16 protein-coding genes are annotated in these 16,094 nt (G+C 72.3%); 6 read left to right on the top strand and 10 right to left on the bottom strand.

Features of this window, described 5'->3' with window-relative positions:
* Positions 1–47 precede the first annotated feature (47 nt).
* The 5 genes from ACFY9S_RS28755 to ACFY9S_RS28735 all read left to right on the top strand — a co-directional run bounded on the left by ACFY9S_RS28755 (position 48) and on the right by ACFY9S_RS28735 (position 5,155).
* Entirely contained in the window at positions 48–695 is a 648-nt protein-coding gene (locus ACFY9S_RS28755; protein ID WP_391133686.1) for a PAS domain S-box protein, read from the top strand.
* A gap of 101 nt (positions 696–796) precedes the next feature.
* On the top strand, positions 797–1,291 hold the full coding sequence (locus ACFY9S_RS28750; protein WP_391133684.1) for an FBP domain-containing protein: 495 nt from the start codon (positions 797–799) through the stop codon (positions 1,289–1,291).
* A 111-nt stretch (positions 1,292–1,402) separates the two neighbouring features.
* Positions 1,403–2,656: an FUSC family protein gene (locus ACFY9S_RS28745; RefSeq protein ID WP_391133681.1), complete on the top strand. Its 1,254-nt coding sequence runs from the start codon at positions 1,403–1,405 to the stop codon at positions 2,654–2,656.
* A gap of 108 nt (positions 2,657–2,764) precedes the next feature.
* Positions 2,765–3,871: a hypothetical protein gene (locus ACFY9S_RS28740; protein WP_391133678.1), complete on the top strand. Its 1,107-nt coding sequence runs from the start codon at positions 2,765–2,767 to the stop codon at positions 3,869–3,871.
* 90 nt (positions 3,872–3,961) lie between these two features.
* Positions 3,962–5,155, top strand: a complete 1,194-nt coding sequence (locus ACFY9S_RS28735; protein ID WP_391133888.1) for a beta-propeller fold lactonase family protein — start codon at positions 3,962–3,964, stop codon at positions 5,153–5,155.
* Here ACFY9S_RS28735 and ACFY9S_RS28730 read toward each other — a convergent pair.
* Together ACFY9S_RS28730 and ACFY9S_RS28725 are read right to left on the bottom strand one after the other, a co-directional pair.
* Complete coding sequence (locus ACFY9S_RS28730) at positions 5,123–5,851, bottom strand: DUF2470 domain-containing protein (protein ID WP_391133676.1); 729 nt, start codon at positions 5,849–5,851, stop codon at positions 5,123–5,125. The genes ACFY9S_RS28735 and ACFY9S_RS28730 overlap by 33 nt on opposite strands.
* 84 nt (positions 5,852–5,935) lie before the next feature.
* Positions 5,936–6,544 carry a TetR family transcriptional regulator gene (locus ACFY9S_RS28725; RefSeq protein WP_391133673.1) on the bottom strand — a complete coding sequence of 203 codons (609 nt, stop codon included), beginning with the start codon at positions 6,542–6,544 and terminating at the stop codon, positions 5,936–5,938.
* Between the two features lie 109 nt (positions 6,545–6,653).
* On the opposite strand from ACFY9S_RS28725, the gene ACFY9S_RS28720 reads away from it, so the two are divergent.
* Positions 6,654–8,150 (top strand): cytochrome P450, encoded by a 1,497-nt coding sequence (locus ACFY9S_RS28720; protein ID WP_391133671.1) that lies wholly within the window; start codon positions 6,654–6,656, stop codon positions 8,148–8,150.
* On the opposite strand, the gene ACFY9S_RS28715 is transcribed toward ACFY9S_RS28720, so the two are convergent.
* The 8 genes from ACFY9S_RS28715 to rhaS all read right to left on the bottom strand — a co-directional run bounded on the left by ACFY9S_RS28715 (position 8,112) and on the right by rhaS (position 16,077).
* The gene (locus ACFY9S_RS28715) at positions 8,112–8,954 is read right to left on the bottom strand and encodes a pentapeptide repeat-containing protein (protein ID WP_391133885.1); all 843 of its coding nucleotides are present in this window, start codon (positions 8,952–8,954) and stop codon (positions 8,112–8,114) included. The two genes, ACFY9S_RS28720 and ACFY9S_RS28715, sit on opposite strands and share 39 nt — an antisense overlap.
* Before the next feature lie 30 nt (positions 8,955–8,984).
* Entirely contained in the window at positions 8,985–9,881 is an 897-nt protein-coding gene (gene sigJ, locus ACFY9S_RS28710; RefSeq protein WP_391133668.1) for an RNA polymerase sigma factor SigJ, read from the bottom strand.
* A 22-nt stretch (positions 9,882–9,903) separates the two neighbouring features.
* Positions 9,904–10,638, bottom strand: coding sequence for a PIG-L family deacetylase (locus ACFY9S_RS28705; RefSeq protein WP_391133665.1), 735 nt, complete (start codon positions 10,636–10,638; stop codon positions 9,904–9,906).
* A 50-nt stretch (positions 10,639–10,688) separates the two neighbouring features.
* The gene (locus ACFY9S_RS28700) at positions 10,689–11,990 is read right to left on the bottom strand and encodes an alpha/beta fold hydrolase (RefSeq protein WP_391133662.1); all 1,302 of its coding nucleotides are present in this window, start codon (positions 11,988–11,990) and stop codon (positions 10,689–10,691) included.
* A gap of 108 nt (positions 11,991–12,098) precedes the next feature.
* Positions 12,099–13,124, bottom strand: coding sequence for a substrate-binding domain-containing protein (locus ACFY9S_RS28695; protein WP_391133658.1), 1,026 nt, complete (start codon positions 13,122–13,124; stop codon positions 12,099–12,101).
* Between the two features lie 90 nt (positions 13,125–13,214).
* Positions 13,215–14,639: a BNR-4 repeat-containing protein gene (locus ACFY9S_RS28690; protein ID WP_391133655.1), complete on the bottom strand. Its 1,425-nt coding sequence runs from the start codon at positions 14,637–14,639 to the stop codon at positions 13,215–13,217.
* A 17-nt stretch (positions 14,640–14,656) separates the two neighbouring features.
* Entirely contained in the window at positions 14,657–14,977 is a 321-nt protein-coding gene (locus ACFY9S_RS28685; protein WP_102908957.1) for an L-rhamnose mutarotase, read from the bottom strand.
* A 17-nt stretch (positions 14,978–14,994) separates the two neighbouring features.
* Positions 14,995–16,077, bottom strand: a complete 1,083-nt coding sequence (rhaS, locus tag ACFY9S_RS28680; RefSeq protein WP_391133652.1) for a rhamnose ABC transporter substrate-binding protein — start codon at positions 16,075–16,077, stop codon at positions 14,995–14,997.
* Positions 16,078–16,094 lie beyond the last annotated feature (17 nt).

Raw genomic sequence — 16,094 nt, 5'->3', positions numbered from 1 at the left:
ATGCGCCGCTCTTGCGCGGGAGCGGCCCGGTATGGCAGGAGGAATGCGTGGACCGGGTTCGGCAGGAGGCCGTGACGTGGCGCAACCGCGCGCTGCTGCTGTTCGACCGGGTCGCGATGCCGGTCGCGGTGTGCGACGTGTACGGGGCGGTACTGCTGGCCAATCCGGCCATGGCCGCGGAGTGCGGTACGACGCCGGGGCGGCTGCGCGGCCGTGACGTGCTCGATCTGTTCAGCCCGCGGGAGGCCACGCAGGTGGAGCGCATCGCGCAGGCCCTGCGCCTGCGCCACCGCTCGCGCTACCAGGTAGCTGTGCGCTGGCAGACCCCCGGCGAGGTGGAGCGCTACGGCGAACTGACAGCGGATCCGGTCAGCGACACGGTGGAGGACACCCCCGCGCTGCTGGTGATGCTCCGGGTGGACGCCGAACGCGCCTCCTCCCCCGCCGCACCCGCTGCACAGACCCCGGTCACCCCGGTGGAGGCCCGCATCCTGGCACTTCTGGCCGCCGGCGCCACCACGGCCCGGGCAGCCCGGGAGACGGCGCTCACCGCGGACGGGGTGACCTACCATCTGCGCCGCCTGTCGTCCCGCTGGGGCGCCTCCAACCGCACGGAACTGGTGGCCCGCGCGTACGCTCTGGGGGTGTTGGCCCCCGGGGTGTGGCCGCCGGGCGTCCCGGGTGACGAGGCCTGACGGAAATCCGGTCGCCCGCTGCGCCGAGGCTGTCTAACCTGACCTGGCCCATGAACCTAGGACCCCTAGGTTTCGCGACGACCGCATCCCAGGAGACTCCCGTGCAGCCGCTCACCGAGCAGGACATCCGCTCCTCCTTCATCAACTGCTCGAAGGGCGAGGCCAAGCGTCTGGCCGTGCCCCGGGACCTCGACGCGCGGCCCTGGGACGATCTCGACTTCCTCGGGTGGCGTGACCCGGGGGCGCCCGACCGGAGCTACCTGGTGACCGGGCGGGAAGGGCGGCTCGTCGGCGTCGCGATGCGGTTCCAAGCAGCGCAGCGCGGGTTCCTGCACCGCAGCATGTGCTCGCTGTGCCTGACGACCCACCCGCGGGGCGGCGTCTCGCTGATGACCGCCCGCAAGGCGGGGGCGGCCGGGCGTGAGGGCAACACCGTCGGGGCGTACATGTGCACCGACCTCGCCTGTTCCCTGTACGTACGCGGGAAGAAGGCGCTGGAGAGCGGGGCCCGGTTCGAGGAGAGCCTCACCCTGGAGGAGCAGATCGAGCGGACCACGGGCCATCTGGCCGCCTTCCTCGACAAGGTGTACGCCTGAGCCCCTCGGTCGCCCGTGGTTTGCCCCGGCACTAACGTCCTTCATGAGCGTCCTTCACGGACGTGTTCGACGGATGCGTTCGATGCGCCGGGGAAAGGGAACAGCCCGAGGATGCGAGAGGTACGCGAGTGGACGGCGCAGGCCGGGCGGATCGTCAGGAAGCGCCGTGATCCCGTGGTCGTCCAGACGCTGCGGTCCGCGACCGCCGCGACGATCGCCTACGTCATCGCGCTGCGCCTGAGCCCCGAGGCGGCGCCCCTCACCGCTCCCCTGACGGCGCTTCTGGTCGTCCAGGTGACGCTGTACGCCACGCTCACCAACGGCTTCCGGCGGGTGAACGCCGTGGTGACCGGCGTTCTCCTCGCCATCGCCTTCAGCCTGCTGGTGGGCCTGACCTGGTGGAGTCTGGCGCTGCTCCTGGTGGCCTCGCTGGCCGTGGGCCGGCTGGTCCGGGTCGAGGAGTACGTACCCGAGGTCGCGATCAGCGCGATGCTCGTCCTCGGCGTCACCAGCGTCGGGGACACCGCCTGGGCCCGAGTGGTGGAGACGCTGATCGGGGCGGTCGTCGGCCTCGCCTGCAACCTGCTGCTGGCTCCGCCGGTGTGGGTGGAGGAAGCGGGCGAGTCGATCGGGGACCTGGCCCGGCGACTGCGGCAGCTGATGCTGCGCATGGGCGAGGAGGCCGCCGGCGGCACGCCCGTGGACCGCGCGGAGAAGCAGCTGCACGAGGCGCGCCGCCTGGACCACGACATCGTCGAGGTGGACGCGGCCCTCCGGCAGGCCGAGGACAGTCTGCGGCTCAACCCGCGTGTGCAGGACAGCGTGCTGCACCGGGTCGTGCTGCGCACCGGCCTCGACACGCTGGAGATCTGCACGGTCGTCCTGCGGGTCCTCGCCCGCTCCCTCACCGACCTCGCGAAGGAGCGCGAACCCGAGCCCCCGTTCGAGGCCGAGACGGGCGCCGCCCTGGAGCAGCTGCTGTCCGAGATCGCCGACGCCGTGGTGAGCTTCGCGGTGCTGGTGACCACCCACCTCAGCACGAGCGCCGAGTCGGCGGAGGAGCGTCTGGCCGCGGAACTGCGCACCGCGGCGGGTACCCGCGACAAGCTGGCGCTGCTGCTGCGCGAGGAGGCCGAACGGGCGCCCGGGCACTGGCAGCTTCCGGGAGCCGTCCTGACAGAGGTCAACCGCATCCTCGACGAGCTCGACACCGAGCACCGCACCCGGCGCCTGTTCGAGGAACTGGACCGTGTGTCGCGCGAGCAGCGCGCCCGGATGCCCCGTCTGACACGGTTGCGGGAGCGGCTGGGCGTCACGGAACAGATGTGGCGGAACCGCGCGGGGTTCGGCGGGCGTTCTCGCTGAGGGGCCCTCTCCCTCTGTGCGTCCGGCCGAGCGACCCGGACGGGCATGGGAAAGGACCCCTGAGGGGAACGCCGGCAAGGGCCGGCGCCTGATGCGAGGAGCGGACCGATGGCCGACACGACCGTGCGGATCGACGGGAACACACTGCGGCTGCCGGGCGGGGTCGCCGTGCGGTTCATCCGCACCCTGCGCCTGCCGGAGACCGGGACGCATCCGCTGCCGCCGGGGCTCGGCGAGTTCCCGGTGCGGCGGGTCGCGGACTACGGGGACAGGGTTCCCGAGGCGTGGCGGGCGCGCGGCGGTGTGATGCTGCCGGTGTATCTGCGCGAGGCGATGTGGCTGAGCTTCGCGGGCACCTCGGAGCCGGCCGCGCTCCAGGTGGGGGTCGGCAAGGTGTGCGCGGTCTCGGGCCGCCCCTGGAGCGACCGCCTCACCCGCGGCCCGCAGAACTACGTGGTGCTCCCCCGCCAGCCCTGGCTGGACGGCATCAACTCCGGCACGGGCACCGTCCGGCAGTTCGTGGCCGTCCCGCTCGGCCTGGGCGCCACCGTGGAGGGGCAGGTCACGGGCGAGGAGGTGTGGGGCGGGGTCCAGCTGCGTTCCTTCGCCCTGAACGACCGGGAGCTGGCGCGGTGGCGGGAGGAGGAGCGGCAGCGGGCGGAGCGGCAGCAGGCGGTGCCTCCGCCGAGTGGCTACGGCGCCGCGATGCCCATGGCGGCGCCGTCCGCCTCGGCCGGCTTCGGCGCCTCCATGCCGATGGCAGCCCCGCCCGCGCCCGGGCCGGTTCCGGCGCCGGCCGCGGCAGCCGCTCCGGCGGGTCCTCCCCGCGCGGCCGCCGCGATGGGTCTGGGCGTCGGCGGTTCCCTGCGGCAGGAGGTCTACCAGGACGACCGGCCGCTCACGGACTGGTCGGAGCAGCCCGCGGGCCGGGTCTTCGTCCACCTGGTGACACCCCCGGAGTGGCGCCGCATCACCGGCGAGGCCGCGCCCCCGTCGCCGGTCGACCGGGCCGCGTACACCCGGGCGGGCCTGCCCTGGTTCGACTACTACGACGAGGACGCGCTGGATGTGGCCCCCACCGGCACGCTCCGGTCCGTCAAGCCGGTCGGCGACTGGCTCGGCGACGACCACGAGCCCTGGCAGCCGCCCACGCCGGGGCAGATCCAGCAGCTCAAGGACGCCCCGGGCCAACCGGTCGAGGACGGGGACTGGTAGGCGGCCGGGGCCTGCCGTTGTTGCACCCGGCGGCTCGGAAACGTCAAGGTGGCTGTCACGACGGGGACGAGTGACGACCTGAGGGGCGACATGGACAGTGGTGGCTGGAGCAGGCGCCGGTTCGTCGGCGCACTGGCGGGCGGGGCCGCCGCGGCGGCGCTGCCGGCCTGTGACAACTCCCCCGCGCCGGCGACGACTCCGGCCCCGCAGCCCGAGACGGGCACGGGCCCGTCGGGGGAGGCCCGCCGCCCCTCCGGGCCCCGCCCGCTGTACATCGGCACCTACACGTCCGCAGAGGGCGGCGGCAAGGGCATCGGTCTGGCCACGTACGACGCGGCGACGGGCCGGATCACCGCCACCGGCACCGTCACCGGCGTCGGCGACCCCTCGTACCTCGCGATCCACCCGGACCGCCGCACGCTGTACGCCGTGGACGAGCGCGGCGACGGTGCCGTGACCGCCGTGCGGCTGGCCGACCGGAAGGTCCTGGGCAGCCGGGGCACCGGCGGGGCGGCCCCCTGCCATCTGTCGGTGCATCCGGGCGGGCGCTGGCTGCTCAGCGCGAACTACGGCTCGGGCAGCGTGGCCGTGCATCCCATCGACGCCTCGGGCGCCCTGGGCGAGCGCACCGACCTCGTCCGGCACACCGCTCCGCCGCCCGGCCCGGGTCAGGACGGCCCGCACGCCCACCAGTTCGTCACCAGCCCGGACGGGGGCCATGTCCTCGCCGTCGATCTGGGGACGGACACCGTCTACACGTACCGGCTGGACGACAAGGCCGGCACGCTCACCGAGGTCGCGCAGGCACACACCCGGCCGGGCGCGGGACCGCGCCACCTCACCTTCCACCCGGACGGCCGGTACGCGTATCTCGCCAACGAGGTCGACAACACCGTGGCGGTCTGCTCGTACGACCCGGCCTCCGGCCGTGTGGAGGTCGTCGAGGCACAGTCCACGGGCACGGGCTCGGGCACCAGCTACCCGGCGCAGATCCTGGTGACCGCCGACGGCCGCCACGCCTATCTCGCCAACCGCGGCCACAACAGCCTCACCCGCTACGCCGTCGAGGCGGACGGCGCCCGGCTCAGGCTGCTCGGCACGGTGCCGGTCGGCGGTGACTTCCCGCGGCAGATCGCCTTCTCGCCGGAGGGCACGCTGCTGTTCGCGGCCAATCAGAAGTCCTCCACCGTCACCGTCTTCCACGTGAACGGGGCGGACGGCGAACTGCGGCGCGCGGGCGGAGCGTTCCCCTCACCCGTCGCCGTCTGTGCGCTGCCGCTGTAGGGCCCGCGGGCACGACGCGGCGCTGGCCTGGCTGAGCAGGATGTGCATACGTTCGGTGAGCTGCGCGACGTCGTCGGCGGGCGCGTGGAACGCGAGGCGTACGTCGGCGTGGGCGCGGGCGCGTTCGATGCGCAGCGTCAGCCCGTGCCGGTCGACGGCGAGGGGCTGGACGCGGACAGCGCCGTGCAGGCTGCCGGAGTCGACGAGGCGGGTGAGCCGCTCGACGGCGTCGGCGTGGCAGTCGGCGAGGTGGGTCAGCAACCGGGCCTCGGCCGTGGTGAGCGGGTCGGGCACGGCGGCGGCGAACTCGCCGAGGTCCACGACCACCGAGCCGGACGGCCGCCGCAGCACCACGCGCGTGGGCGTGAAGGCGAGCCGCTCGCCCTCGACGGCGAACCAGCCCGCGAGCCACAGCCGGGCGCGGATCCGGTTGCCGACCGGGACGGGCGCGACGTCGGCGAACTCCAGTACCGCGGACGGCTCGCCGCGGGGCGCGCAGATCGCGGCCGCGAGCAGGGAACTGTCCTCGGGCACGTCCACGTACACCCGGCCGTCCTCGCCCACGGTGTGCGCGCCGACCAGCTCCTCCCGCGTGCCCTCCGCGGTCACGGAGCAGGACCACGCGGCGGCGAGCACCGAGCGCGCCCGCTCCGCGGCGGCGGGAGCCGCTGTCCAGCTGTGGCTGTCGTCACCCATCCCAGACCTCCTTAGGTAAGCCTCACCTAACCTACCGAAGATCGGGGTGCACGCCAACCACGTCACGCGGCTTTGCGAGACCATTCAGACGGCGAGGACGCCCAGCAGTGCGCGTGCACACAGCTCACGCACCTGCTCCCGGCTCAACTCCGTGCCGCGCAGCCACTCCAGACAGACGGCCGTGGTGAACGCCAGCCAGCCGCGCACGGCCAGCCGGATCTCCGGCCGCTCCCCGAAATCCGGGCCGAACTCGGGATCCGCGCCCAGTGCGGCGAGGATCTGCCGCTCCTGCGCGGCCAGAGCCCGCTGGTAGACCCGTCGCACCGCCTGATCCCCGGCCGCGTCGGCGCGGTGGAAGGCCCGATAGCCGTGCGCGTGCGCCTGGACGTACTCCAGGAACGTCTCAAGACCCGCCGCGAGCTGCTCGCGGACCGGTATGCCGGGCACCGCCGCCGTCATGCGGAGCATGCGCTCGCTCTCGCGCTCGACGACCGCCGCGAAGAAGTCCCGTTTGGTCGGGAAGTAGTGGTACAGCAGCCCGCGCGACACCCCGGCGATCTCGGCGACCTGCTCGATCCACACGTCGTCAAAGGGACTCTCCGAGAACAGCCGCGCCCCGACCGACAGAAGCTGCTCCCGGCGCTCCTCGGTACTGAGCCGGCGACGTGTGCGCCCGCCTTGGTTCGCGGCCATGCCCGCACTTTACTTGACGTCGGTTCAACAACGGGACCAGACTGAAGCGCGCTATTGAACCGACGTACAACACGTGCGAACCCGCCGCCGGATCAAGGGAGATCGCGTCATGGCCCAGGCGCCGATACGGACCGGGGAGCCCAAGGGGTTCCGCAGCGCCGAGCATGCATGGCCGGAGCTGGAGCGCATTCCGCATCCGCCGCGCAGGATCCCGCTCCTCGGTGACGTGGTCGGCGTGAACCGGCGCACCCCCGTGCAGGAGTCGATGCGCTACGCGCGCCGGTTGGGACCGGTCTTCAGGCGGCAGGCGTTCGGCAAGGAGTTCGTGTTCGTGTGGGGTGCCCGGCACACGGCCGACCTCGCGGACGAGGCGCGGTTCGCCAAACACGTGGGACTCGGCGTGGCCAACCTGCGGCCGGTCGCCGGGGACGGCCTGTTCACGGCGTACAACCACGAGCCCAACTGGCAGCTGGCCCACGATGTGCTCGCCCCGGGGTTCAGCCGTGACGCCATGGCCGGCTACCACCCCATGATGCTGTCCGTCGCGCAGCGGCTGACGGAACACTGGGACCGGGCGGCGGCGACGGGCCGGGCCGTGGACGTGCCCGGCGACATGACCAAGCTGACGCTGGAGACGATCGCGCGCACCGGTTTCGGGCACGACTTCGGCTCGTTCGAGCGCTCCCGGCCGCATCCCTTCGTGACGGCGATGGTGGGCACGCTGACCTACGCGCAGCGGCTCAACACCGTCCCCTTCCCGCTGGCCCCGCTGCTGCTGCGGAGCGCGAGCCGCCGCAACGAGGCCGACATCGCCCTCCTCAACCACACGGTCGACGAACTGGTCCGGGCCCGGCGCGCCACCGGCGGCGGTGCCGGCGATCTGCTCGACCGCATGCTGGAGACGGCCCATCCCGACACCGGGGAACGGCTGGCGCCGCAGAACGTCCGCCGCCAGGTCATCACGTTCCTCGTCGCCGGCCACGAGACGACCTCGGGCGCACTCTCCTTCGCCCTGCACTACCTCGCCCGCCACCCCGAGATCGCGGCCCGGGCCCGCGCCGAGGTGGACCGGGTGTGGGGCGACACGGCGGAACCCGCGTACGAGCAGGTGGCCCGGCTCCGCTACGTCCGGCGGGTGCTGGACGAGTCGCTGCGGCTGTGGCCCACCGCGCCCGCGTTCTCCCGGCAGGCCCGACAGGACACGGTGCTGGCGGGCGAGCATCCCATGCGGCGCGGGGCGTGGGCACTGGTGCTGACGCCGATGCTGCACCGGGACCCCGAGGTGTGGGGCGCGGACGCCGAGCGGTTCGACCCCGACCGCTTCGACGCGCAGGCCGTACGGTCCCGGCCGGCGCACACCTTCAAGCCGTTCGGGACGGGCGCCCGGGCGTGCATCGGGCGCCAGTTCGCGCTGCACGAGGCCACGCTGGTGCTCGGACTGCTGCTGCGGCGCTACGAGCTGCGGGCCGACCCGGCCTACCGGCTGCGCGTGACGGAACGGCTGACCCTGATGCCGGAGGGCCTGCGGCTGCGCCCGGAGCGCCGTACGGCGGTGCGGGAGCCGGCCTCAGACCTGCGCCGTCCAGTGCCCGGGGCGGGCGACTGACCCGGGCAGCCGGGTCCCGGCACTCCCCCGGGCGGCGTTCAGCTGTGGCTGGGTGAGGAAGAACGCGCCGGTCAGGTCGGCGTCCGTGAGGTCCGCGTCGCGCAGGTCGGCGCCGATCAGGTCGGCTCCCCGCAGGTCCGCACCGGTGAGGTCGGCGGCGATGAGGTAGGCGCCGCGGAGGCTGGCGCCGCGCAGGTCGGCGCCCCTGAGCCGGGCGCCCATGAGGTCCGCGCCCCGGCGGTCCTTCTTCCGGCCCTTGGTGCCGGCCCTGGCCAGCTCGCTCGTCCTGAGCAGCAGGACGTTGACCTCCTGGCGGTGCGCGGCCACGTCCAGCCCGGCGAGTTCCTCGGGGGTCCCGCCGGTCAGCTCCTCGGTCCTCTCCAGGGCCTTGCGCAGCTCGGCGTGGACGGGACGGGCCGCCGGCAGGGCGAGCGCCTCGGTCAGGTACCACAGCAGCTCGTGCAGCTGCCTGACCACCGGGAACACCTCGAACATTCGGCGGGCGTCGTCCCGCGGACCGGTACGCCAGTCCTGCCCGCCGAACGTGACCTGCGAGACCTGCTGCCCGGCGCCGAAGCAGTCGTAGACCGTGCAACCGGAGAACCCTTTCTGCCGCAGCTTCGCGTGGATGCCGCAGCGGTGGTCCTCCCGGAGGTTGCGGCAGGGCGTGCCGGCGGCCTTGTCGACCGCGAAGTCGGCCGAGGCGGCGAAGGGCAGGGCGACGCAGCACAGCCCGAAGCACCGCTCGCAGTCGCCGCGCAGGTCGGCCAGCTCAGCTTGGTGTTCTCGCATGCCGTTCAGCATACGGAACGACAACTGACGGCTGAGTTCCGGTCACACCGCCGGCCCGGGTGACTCCAGGCGCTCCAGTCGCTCGGGGTCGGCCAGGATGTACAGGCCGGTGATGCGGCCGTCGGCGATCGTGACGCCCATGACCGACTGCACGCGGCCCTCGGGCGCGTGGACGACCCCGACCGAGCCGTTGACCAGCACCAGCTGTGCGGCCTGCGCGTAGCGGGCGAACATCAGCGCCTGCTCCGCCACCGTCTTCGCGCCGTGGACGACCTTGGACGCGGCCGCGCCCCGCACGAACGCCCCCGAGTCGGCCCGCAGTACCACGTCCGGGTGCAGCAGTGCGAGCAGCGCCTCGAAATCACCGCCGCGCGAGGCGGCCAGGAAGGCGTCGAGCACCCGCTTCTGCCGGCCGAGGTCCGGATCGGCCGACGGGGTGGCGCCACGCACCCGGCGCCGCGCACGGCTCGCCAACTGCCGGGTCGCGGCCGGGCTGCGCTCCACGGTCGGCGCGATGTCGTCGAACGGCACGGCGAACATGTCGTGCAGCACGAACGCGAGCCGCTCGTCGGGCGCCAGGTTCTCCAGGACGACGAGCAGGGCCAGGCCCACGGAGTCGGCCTGGAGCACCTCCTCCGCCGGGTCGACGACCTGCGCCAGGGGTCGCAGCACCGGGTCCGGGACGAAGGCGTCGCCCATCGGTTCCTCGTGGCGTGCGGCGCGCGAGCGCAGCAGGTCCAGGCAGATGCGGCCGGTCACGGTCGTCAGCCAGCCGCCGAGGTTCGCGATGTCGTCCGCGTCGGAGCGGCTCAGCCGCAGCCAGGCCTCCTGGACGGCGTCCTCCGCCTCGGCCAGTGACCCCAGCATGCGGTACGCGACCGCCCTCAGATGGCCGCGGTGCTCCTCGAACCGCTCGGCCAGTTCCTCGCTGCCTGTCATGGTCTCCCCCGTCGTGCGCCGGTCATCTGCCGAACAGTTCGAACGTCACCGCCGGCCTGCCTCCGAACCGCTCCCCCATGGCCTCGGCGTGCCCGGTCAGGAAACGGCGGACGTAGGTCTCCGGGTCCTCGTCGGTCAACACCTCGATGTAGCTGCGGTGTTCCAGCAGCGAGGCCACCGCGCGCTCCATACCGTCCGTCGCGTCGACGGCGTGGGTGGGGGTGCTCGAGCCCGCGACCGCGACCCAGCGCACGCCGTCCCAGGGGTCGAGGCCCTGCTCGACGAGCTCGGGGAAGATCCACCGGTTTCCGGCGTCGCCGGCCGCGTCGAGCGTGGCGCGGCCGACGGCCACGTGGTCCGGGGTGTTCCAGGCGACGCCGCCCCAGGTGTCACGGTGGTTGAGCGTGATGACCAGCTCGGGCTTGTGCCTGCGGATGGCGGCGGCGATGTCGCGGCGCAGGGCGGTGCCGTACTCGATGACGCCGTCCCTGTGGTCGAGGAACTCCACCTCCGACACGCCCACCACCGCCGCGCTCGCCCGCTGTTCCCGCTCGCGCAGCGGCCCGCACCGCGCGGGCTCGATGGTGTCGATGCCCGCCTCGCCCCGGGTCGCGAGGACGTAGGCGACCTCGCGGCCCTCGTCGGTCCAGGCCGCGATCGCGGCCGAGCAGCCGTACTCCAGGTCGTCCGGGTGTGCCACGACCGCGAGGGCACGCCGCCAGTCGCCGGGCATGGGCTGCAGTTGAGTGGTCGTCATGTCCGCAGACTAATCGGCGTCACCGACATCACGGGGCGTACGGCACGGCATCACGCCTCGTCCCGTACGAGGGCCAGCAGCCGGTCGAGGACACGGGGGCCGCCGGTGCGGATGCCGTCGTGCTCGAACTCGTCCGTGATCCAGGTGCGCAAGCCCCGGATCGTGCGGGCGGTGCGCAGGGAGTGGGCCGTGTCGACGTACATGTCGTCGTGGTAGACGGCCGCCACGACCGGTACCTGGTTGGCGGCGAGGCGGGCCGGGTCGTACAGGGGCGTCCAGTCGGTGCGAGCGGCGAGCAGGCCGGCGGTCTCGCGCAGCGGGCGCAGGGCCGGGTCGCACTCGAACATCCAGGGGTGGATCGATTCTCCGGTGAACAGGAGGGGCTCGTCGCCCGCGAGCGCCTTGGCGGCGTCGAACTGCGGGAACTCGGCGCGGACCCGCTCGGCCGACCAGTCGGTGGGCCGGGCGTCCTGGCCGTAGATCGACTCGTGGATCAGGGCGTACAGCGGGTGGCGGGCGTAGGAGAGCATGGCCTGTACCTGCTCCAGGAACGCGTCGGAGAGCGTGAAGCCCTGCGGGGTGCGGACGAAGGCGTTCTCCAGGAGGTAGTGCAGGCGGTGGGTGCCGTCGCCGGTGCCGAGGACGATGCCGAGCGACTGGAAGGCCTCGACGGAGAGCCGGTAGCCGTTGGGCAGGACCACGTCGTGGTGAAGCAGGTGGTCGGCGATGCGGCGGGCGCGTTCGGCGTCCTGCGGGTAGCGGGCGTAGTGGGCGCCGACCTTGCGTTCGACGCGCGGGAACGCGGCCCGGTAGACGTCGTCGGCGTGGGCGTCGAGGGAGGGCAGCCCGCCCGTGATGACGGCGGCCGCCAGGCCCTCGGGGGCGAAGGAGAGGTAGCTGGTCACGCAGAAGCCGCCGAAGCTCTGGCCGAGGACGGTCCAGGGAGTGCCGCCGGTGACCTCGGCGCGGATCGCCTCGCAGTCGCGGACGATGGAGTCGGCGCGGAAGTGCGTGAGGTAGGCGGCCTGCTCGGCCGGGCCGCCGCGCAGCGGGAGCGTCTGGCGGCCGGCGGGTGTGCTGTGGCCGGTGCCGCGCTGGTCGAGGAGGAGGACGCGGTACTCCTTCAGGGCCCTGCCGAGCCAGCCCGGCCGGCCGACGGACCGGTCCGCTCCGAAGCCGGGACCGCCCTGGAGATAGAGCAGCCACGGGAGGTCCTGGTGCGTCTTGTCGCTCGCGACGACCTCGCGGGCGTACAGCTCGATCGTCTCGCCGTCGGGGCGGTGGTGGTCGAGGGGGACGGTGAAGCGGCGGTCGGTGAGGACGACTCCGGGCTGGCGGTAGCTGTGGGTCAACAGGGCTCCCGGGACGGACGAATTTTCGGGCCGCGTCCCAGTTCATCACAGCGAGCGTCCGCTCGTGAGTCCTTCGATCATGAAACCTTGCTGAACGGCGGTTCAGACTCAGCGGGCGGACAGGCTGGAGCGGCGGACCACCAGCTCGGGCTGGAGGACGACCCTGTGGTGCTCGTGTGCCCGCCCCGCGCCCTCTTCCTCCGTCTCCTCCAGGAGCAGGTCGGCGGCCATGGCGCCCATGGTGACGGCGGGCTGCCGCACCGAGGTGAGCGGGACGGCGGCGGCGGCGGCGAACTCGATGTCGTCGTAGCCGACGATGGCGAGGTCGTCGGGGACGCCGACACCGGCCGCGTACATGGCCTGCAGGACGCCCAGGGCGAGCAGGTCGTTGGCGCAGAACACGGCGGTGGGCCGGTCGGCGAGGCCGAGCAGCCGGGCCCCGGCGTCGCGGCCGGCGGCGACGTCCAGCCGTTCGGTGGGCAGTTCGCGCAGCGCGTCGGGCCCGAGCCCGGCCTCGGCGAGCGCTGCGAGGGCGCCGGTGCGGCGGTCGCGGACCTGGTTCAGGCCGGGCGGGCCGCTGACGTAGGCGAGGGAGCGGTGCCCGGCGTCGACGAGGTGGCGTACGGCCAGGGCGCCGCCCGCCACGTCGTCGACGGAGACCGAGCACTCGGTGGTGCCCTCGGCGACCCGGTCGACGAGGACGAACGGGATGCCGTGGCGGCGGAACGCCTCGATGTTGCGGCCGGTCGCGTCGGCGGGCGTGAGCAGCACGCCGCGCACCCGCTGCTCGGCGAAGAGCGACAGGTACTCGGCCTCCTCGCCCGGGTCCTGGGCACTGTTGCAGACCATCACGCCGACTCCGGCCTGGCGGGCGGCGCGCTCGGCCCCGCGCGCCACGTCGACGAAGAAGGGGTTACCCATGTCCAGGACGAGCAGCCCCATGATGCGGCTGCGGCCGGCGCGCAACTGGCGCGCGGACTCGCTGCGGACGTAGCCGAGCCGGTCTATCGCGGACAGCACCCGGGCCCGGGTCTCGGTCGCGACCGTGTCCGGGCGGTTGATCACGTTCGAGACCGTGCCGACGGAGACTCCGGCGACGCGGGCGACGTCCTTGATACCCACCGACTGGGCCATCGGGCAGGGACCTCCAGAGGGAGACGAGGGGGGGGCGGCGGCCGGGGCGGCTTCACACTACCGGCACGCCGCCCCGGGGACCGGATGCGGTCAGGCGGGCAGGCGGAAGTCGATCACATGCAGCGCGGAGGGCGTCGTTCCGCTGGACTTCTCCTGGTACATGAAGGACAGCACGCCGTCCTGCGCGACCCGCGTCTCGTCGATGACGACCTCGCCGAAGGCGTTGAGGCCGCTGCCGTCGAAGAGGATCCTCCAGTCGGTGTGCCCGGAGGCCGCCGAGGCGGCGGCGATCCGGCCGAACGGGAAGATCGCGTAAGCGTTGTTGTATTTGTCCATGACCAACTTGGTGCGCTGGCTGGAGTTCAGCGGCACCGGTATCTCGGTCTTCTGCCAGGGGCCGGAGGAGCTCTTGCGGACGAGGAAAGCGCGGCCGTTGGCCGTGCGGTTGGCGGCGTAGTTCGTCGTGCACTGGCCGAAGCGGCCGGGAACGTAGCTGATGATGGCGTGGGGGCGGCCGGCCGAGTCGGTCCACTGGCTCTCCTGGTTCATCAGGGAGTGGTCCGGGTTGAGCGGGTCGACGACCAGACCGGCGTCGGTCACGGACACCTTGTCGGAGCCGCCGGTGACGCCGACGACGGTGCCGGCGTTGTTGCGCCAGGTGCGGCCCCGGTCGTCGGAGTAGACGTAGCCGGTGTCGTGGTTGGTGATGCCGCCGCCGTTGCACATCACGGCGCCGTTCTGCTCGCGCCAGGTGAAGAGCGAGTGCAGCCGGCCGTTCCTGTCGTAGTCGATGCCGTGCAGATACATGTTGCGGGCGGTCGAGGAGCCGTGCTCGCTGGTGTACGTGCCGGTCGAGCTGGACCACTCCCCCAGGTTGGTCCACTTGGTGCCGTCGTACTCGGCGAGGGCGTTGCGCCCGTTGCCGGAGACGGCGACGCGGTAGCTCAGCTGGAGCCTGCCCTCCGGCGTGGATATGAACTGCGGGTAGGTGAACTGCGAGGTCAGCGCCAGTCCGTCCAGGGTGGACTGGGGCGCACCGAAGCGGCTCGTGGTCCAGCTCAGCCCTCCGGGGTTGTCCAGGAGCCCGGCGACCGACTTGACGTAGGTGAAGCCGTCGCTGTGGGAGTCCATGTTGAGGTGCAGCCGGCCGTCGACCTTGGAGACGCCCATGGAGATGACGTTGTGGGAGTCGTTGTAGCGGAGGGAGTGTCCGACCTTCACGGTGGACCAGGTGCCGGCACCGAGGGCGCGGCGGCCGACGACGGCGTTGCGGTCGGCGGTGTACCAGACGGCGTACTGGTAGCCCTTGTAGGTCAGCAGACCGTTCTTCTGGAACGCGTTGTTGTTGACCAACCCGTCGTAGGACACGAAGAAGATGGCCTGGCTGTCGAGCGTGGTGGTGCCGGTCCGGGTCACGGAGGGGCCGGGGTCGGCGGCCCGTGCGGTGCCGGAGGTGAGGGCGGGGGTCACGACGGCTCCGGCGAGAGCGGCGGCCAGCAATGTACGTCTGTGCATCTCATGAACTCCATTGTTCAGGCGAGGTGGAACACTTCCGTGAGCGGTTTCATGGCCTCGTCGGGCCTGGCGCCGTCCAGCGACTCGAAGAACGGCGCCATCTCCGCCTGCCAGCGGGCGTTGACGTCGGTGGCTTCCATGCCGGCCTGTGCGGCGGCGAAGTCCTCGGTCTCGAGGTAGCCGACGAGCAGTCCGTCCTCGCGCAGGAAGAGCGAGTAGTTGTGCCAGCCGGTCTGTGAGAGTGCCTGGAGCATCTCGGGCCACACCGCGGCGTGCCGCTCGCGGTACTCGTCGAGGCGCTCCGCCCGGACCTTCAGCAGGAAGCACACGCGCTGCATCAACAACCCTCCGTCGGTCAGAAGTTGAACTGGTCGATGTTCTTGGCGTCGAACACGGTCGGCTTGCCGAGGCTGATCACGCCGTCCTTGCCGATGGTGTACTCGCCCATGGAGCCGGCCTTGAAGGTCTCGCCCTCCTTGCCGGTGATCTGCCCGGAGGACAGGGCGACGGCGGTACGGGCGGCCAGCTCGCCGAGCTTGGCCGGGTCCCACAGCTCGAACGCCTCGACGGTGCCGTTCTTGACGTACTTGCGCATGTCGTTCGGGGTGCCGAGGCCGGTCAGCTTGACCTTGCCCTTGTACTTGGAGCCCGACAGGTACTGGGCGGCGGCCTTGATGCCGACGGTGGTCGGGGAGATGATCCCCTTCAGGTTCGGGTACTCCTGGAGCAGGCCCTGGGTCTGCTGGAAGGACTGCTGGGCGTCGTCGTTGCCGTACGCGGTCTTCACCAGCTTCATGTCCTTGTACTCGGGCTTCTTCAGCTCGTCCTTCATGAAGTCGATCCAGGTGTTCTGGTTCGTCGCCGTCTGCGCGGCGGACAGGATCGCGATCTCGCCCTTGTAGTCGATCTGCTTGGCGAGCAGCTGCACCTCGGTGCGGCCCAGGTCCTCGGCGGAGGCCTGGGAGACGAAGGCGTTGCGGCAGTCGGGGGTGGTGTCGGAGTCGTAGGTGACGACCTTGATGTCGTTCTTCATGGCCTGCTTCAGGGCGGTGCACAGCGCACCGGGGTCCTGCGCGGAGACGGCCATGGCGTCGACCTGCTGCTGGGTGAGCGTGTTGACGTAGGAGACCTGCCCGGCGGTGTCGGTCGCGCTGGACGGGCCGACCTCCTTGTAGCTGGACCCCAGCTCCTTCAGCGCCTTCTCGCCGCCCTTGTCGGCGCTGGTGAAGTACGGGTTGTTGACCTGCTTGGGCAGGAAGCCGACGGTGAGGCCCTTCTTGGTGGCGGCGTTGGGGTCGGCCTTGCCGGCGGTGGCGGCGGAGGCGCCCTCGTCGGCGACGTCCTTCTTGGTGGTGCCGCCGCAGGCGGTGAGCGCGAGCGCGAGGGAGGTGGCGGTGGCGAGGGCCGCGCAGCTGCGGCGGAGGGTTGACTTGCGCATGGCGTTGGTCCTTTACG

The organism is Streptomyces sp. NPDC012474, from assembly GCF_042955185.1.
In the GTDB taxonomy this organism is placed as follows: domain Bacteria; phylum Actinomycetota; class Actinomycetes; order Streptomycetales; family Streptomycetaceae; genus Streptomyces; species Streptomyces cahuitamycinicus.
This window is presented reverse-complemented; position numbering and strand designations above follow the sequence as displayed.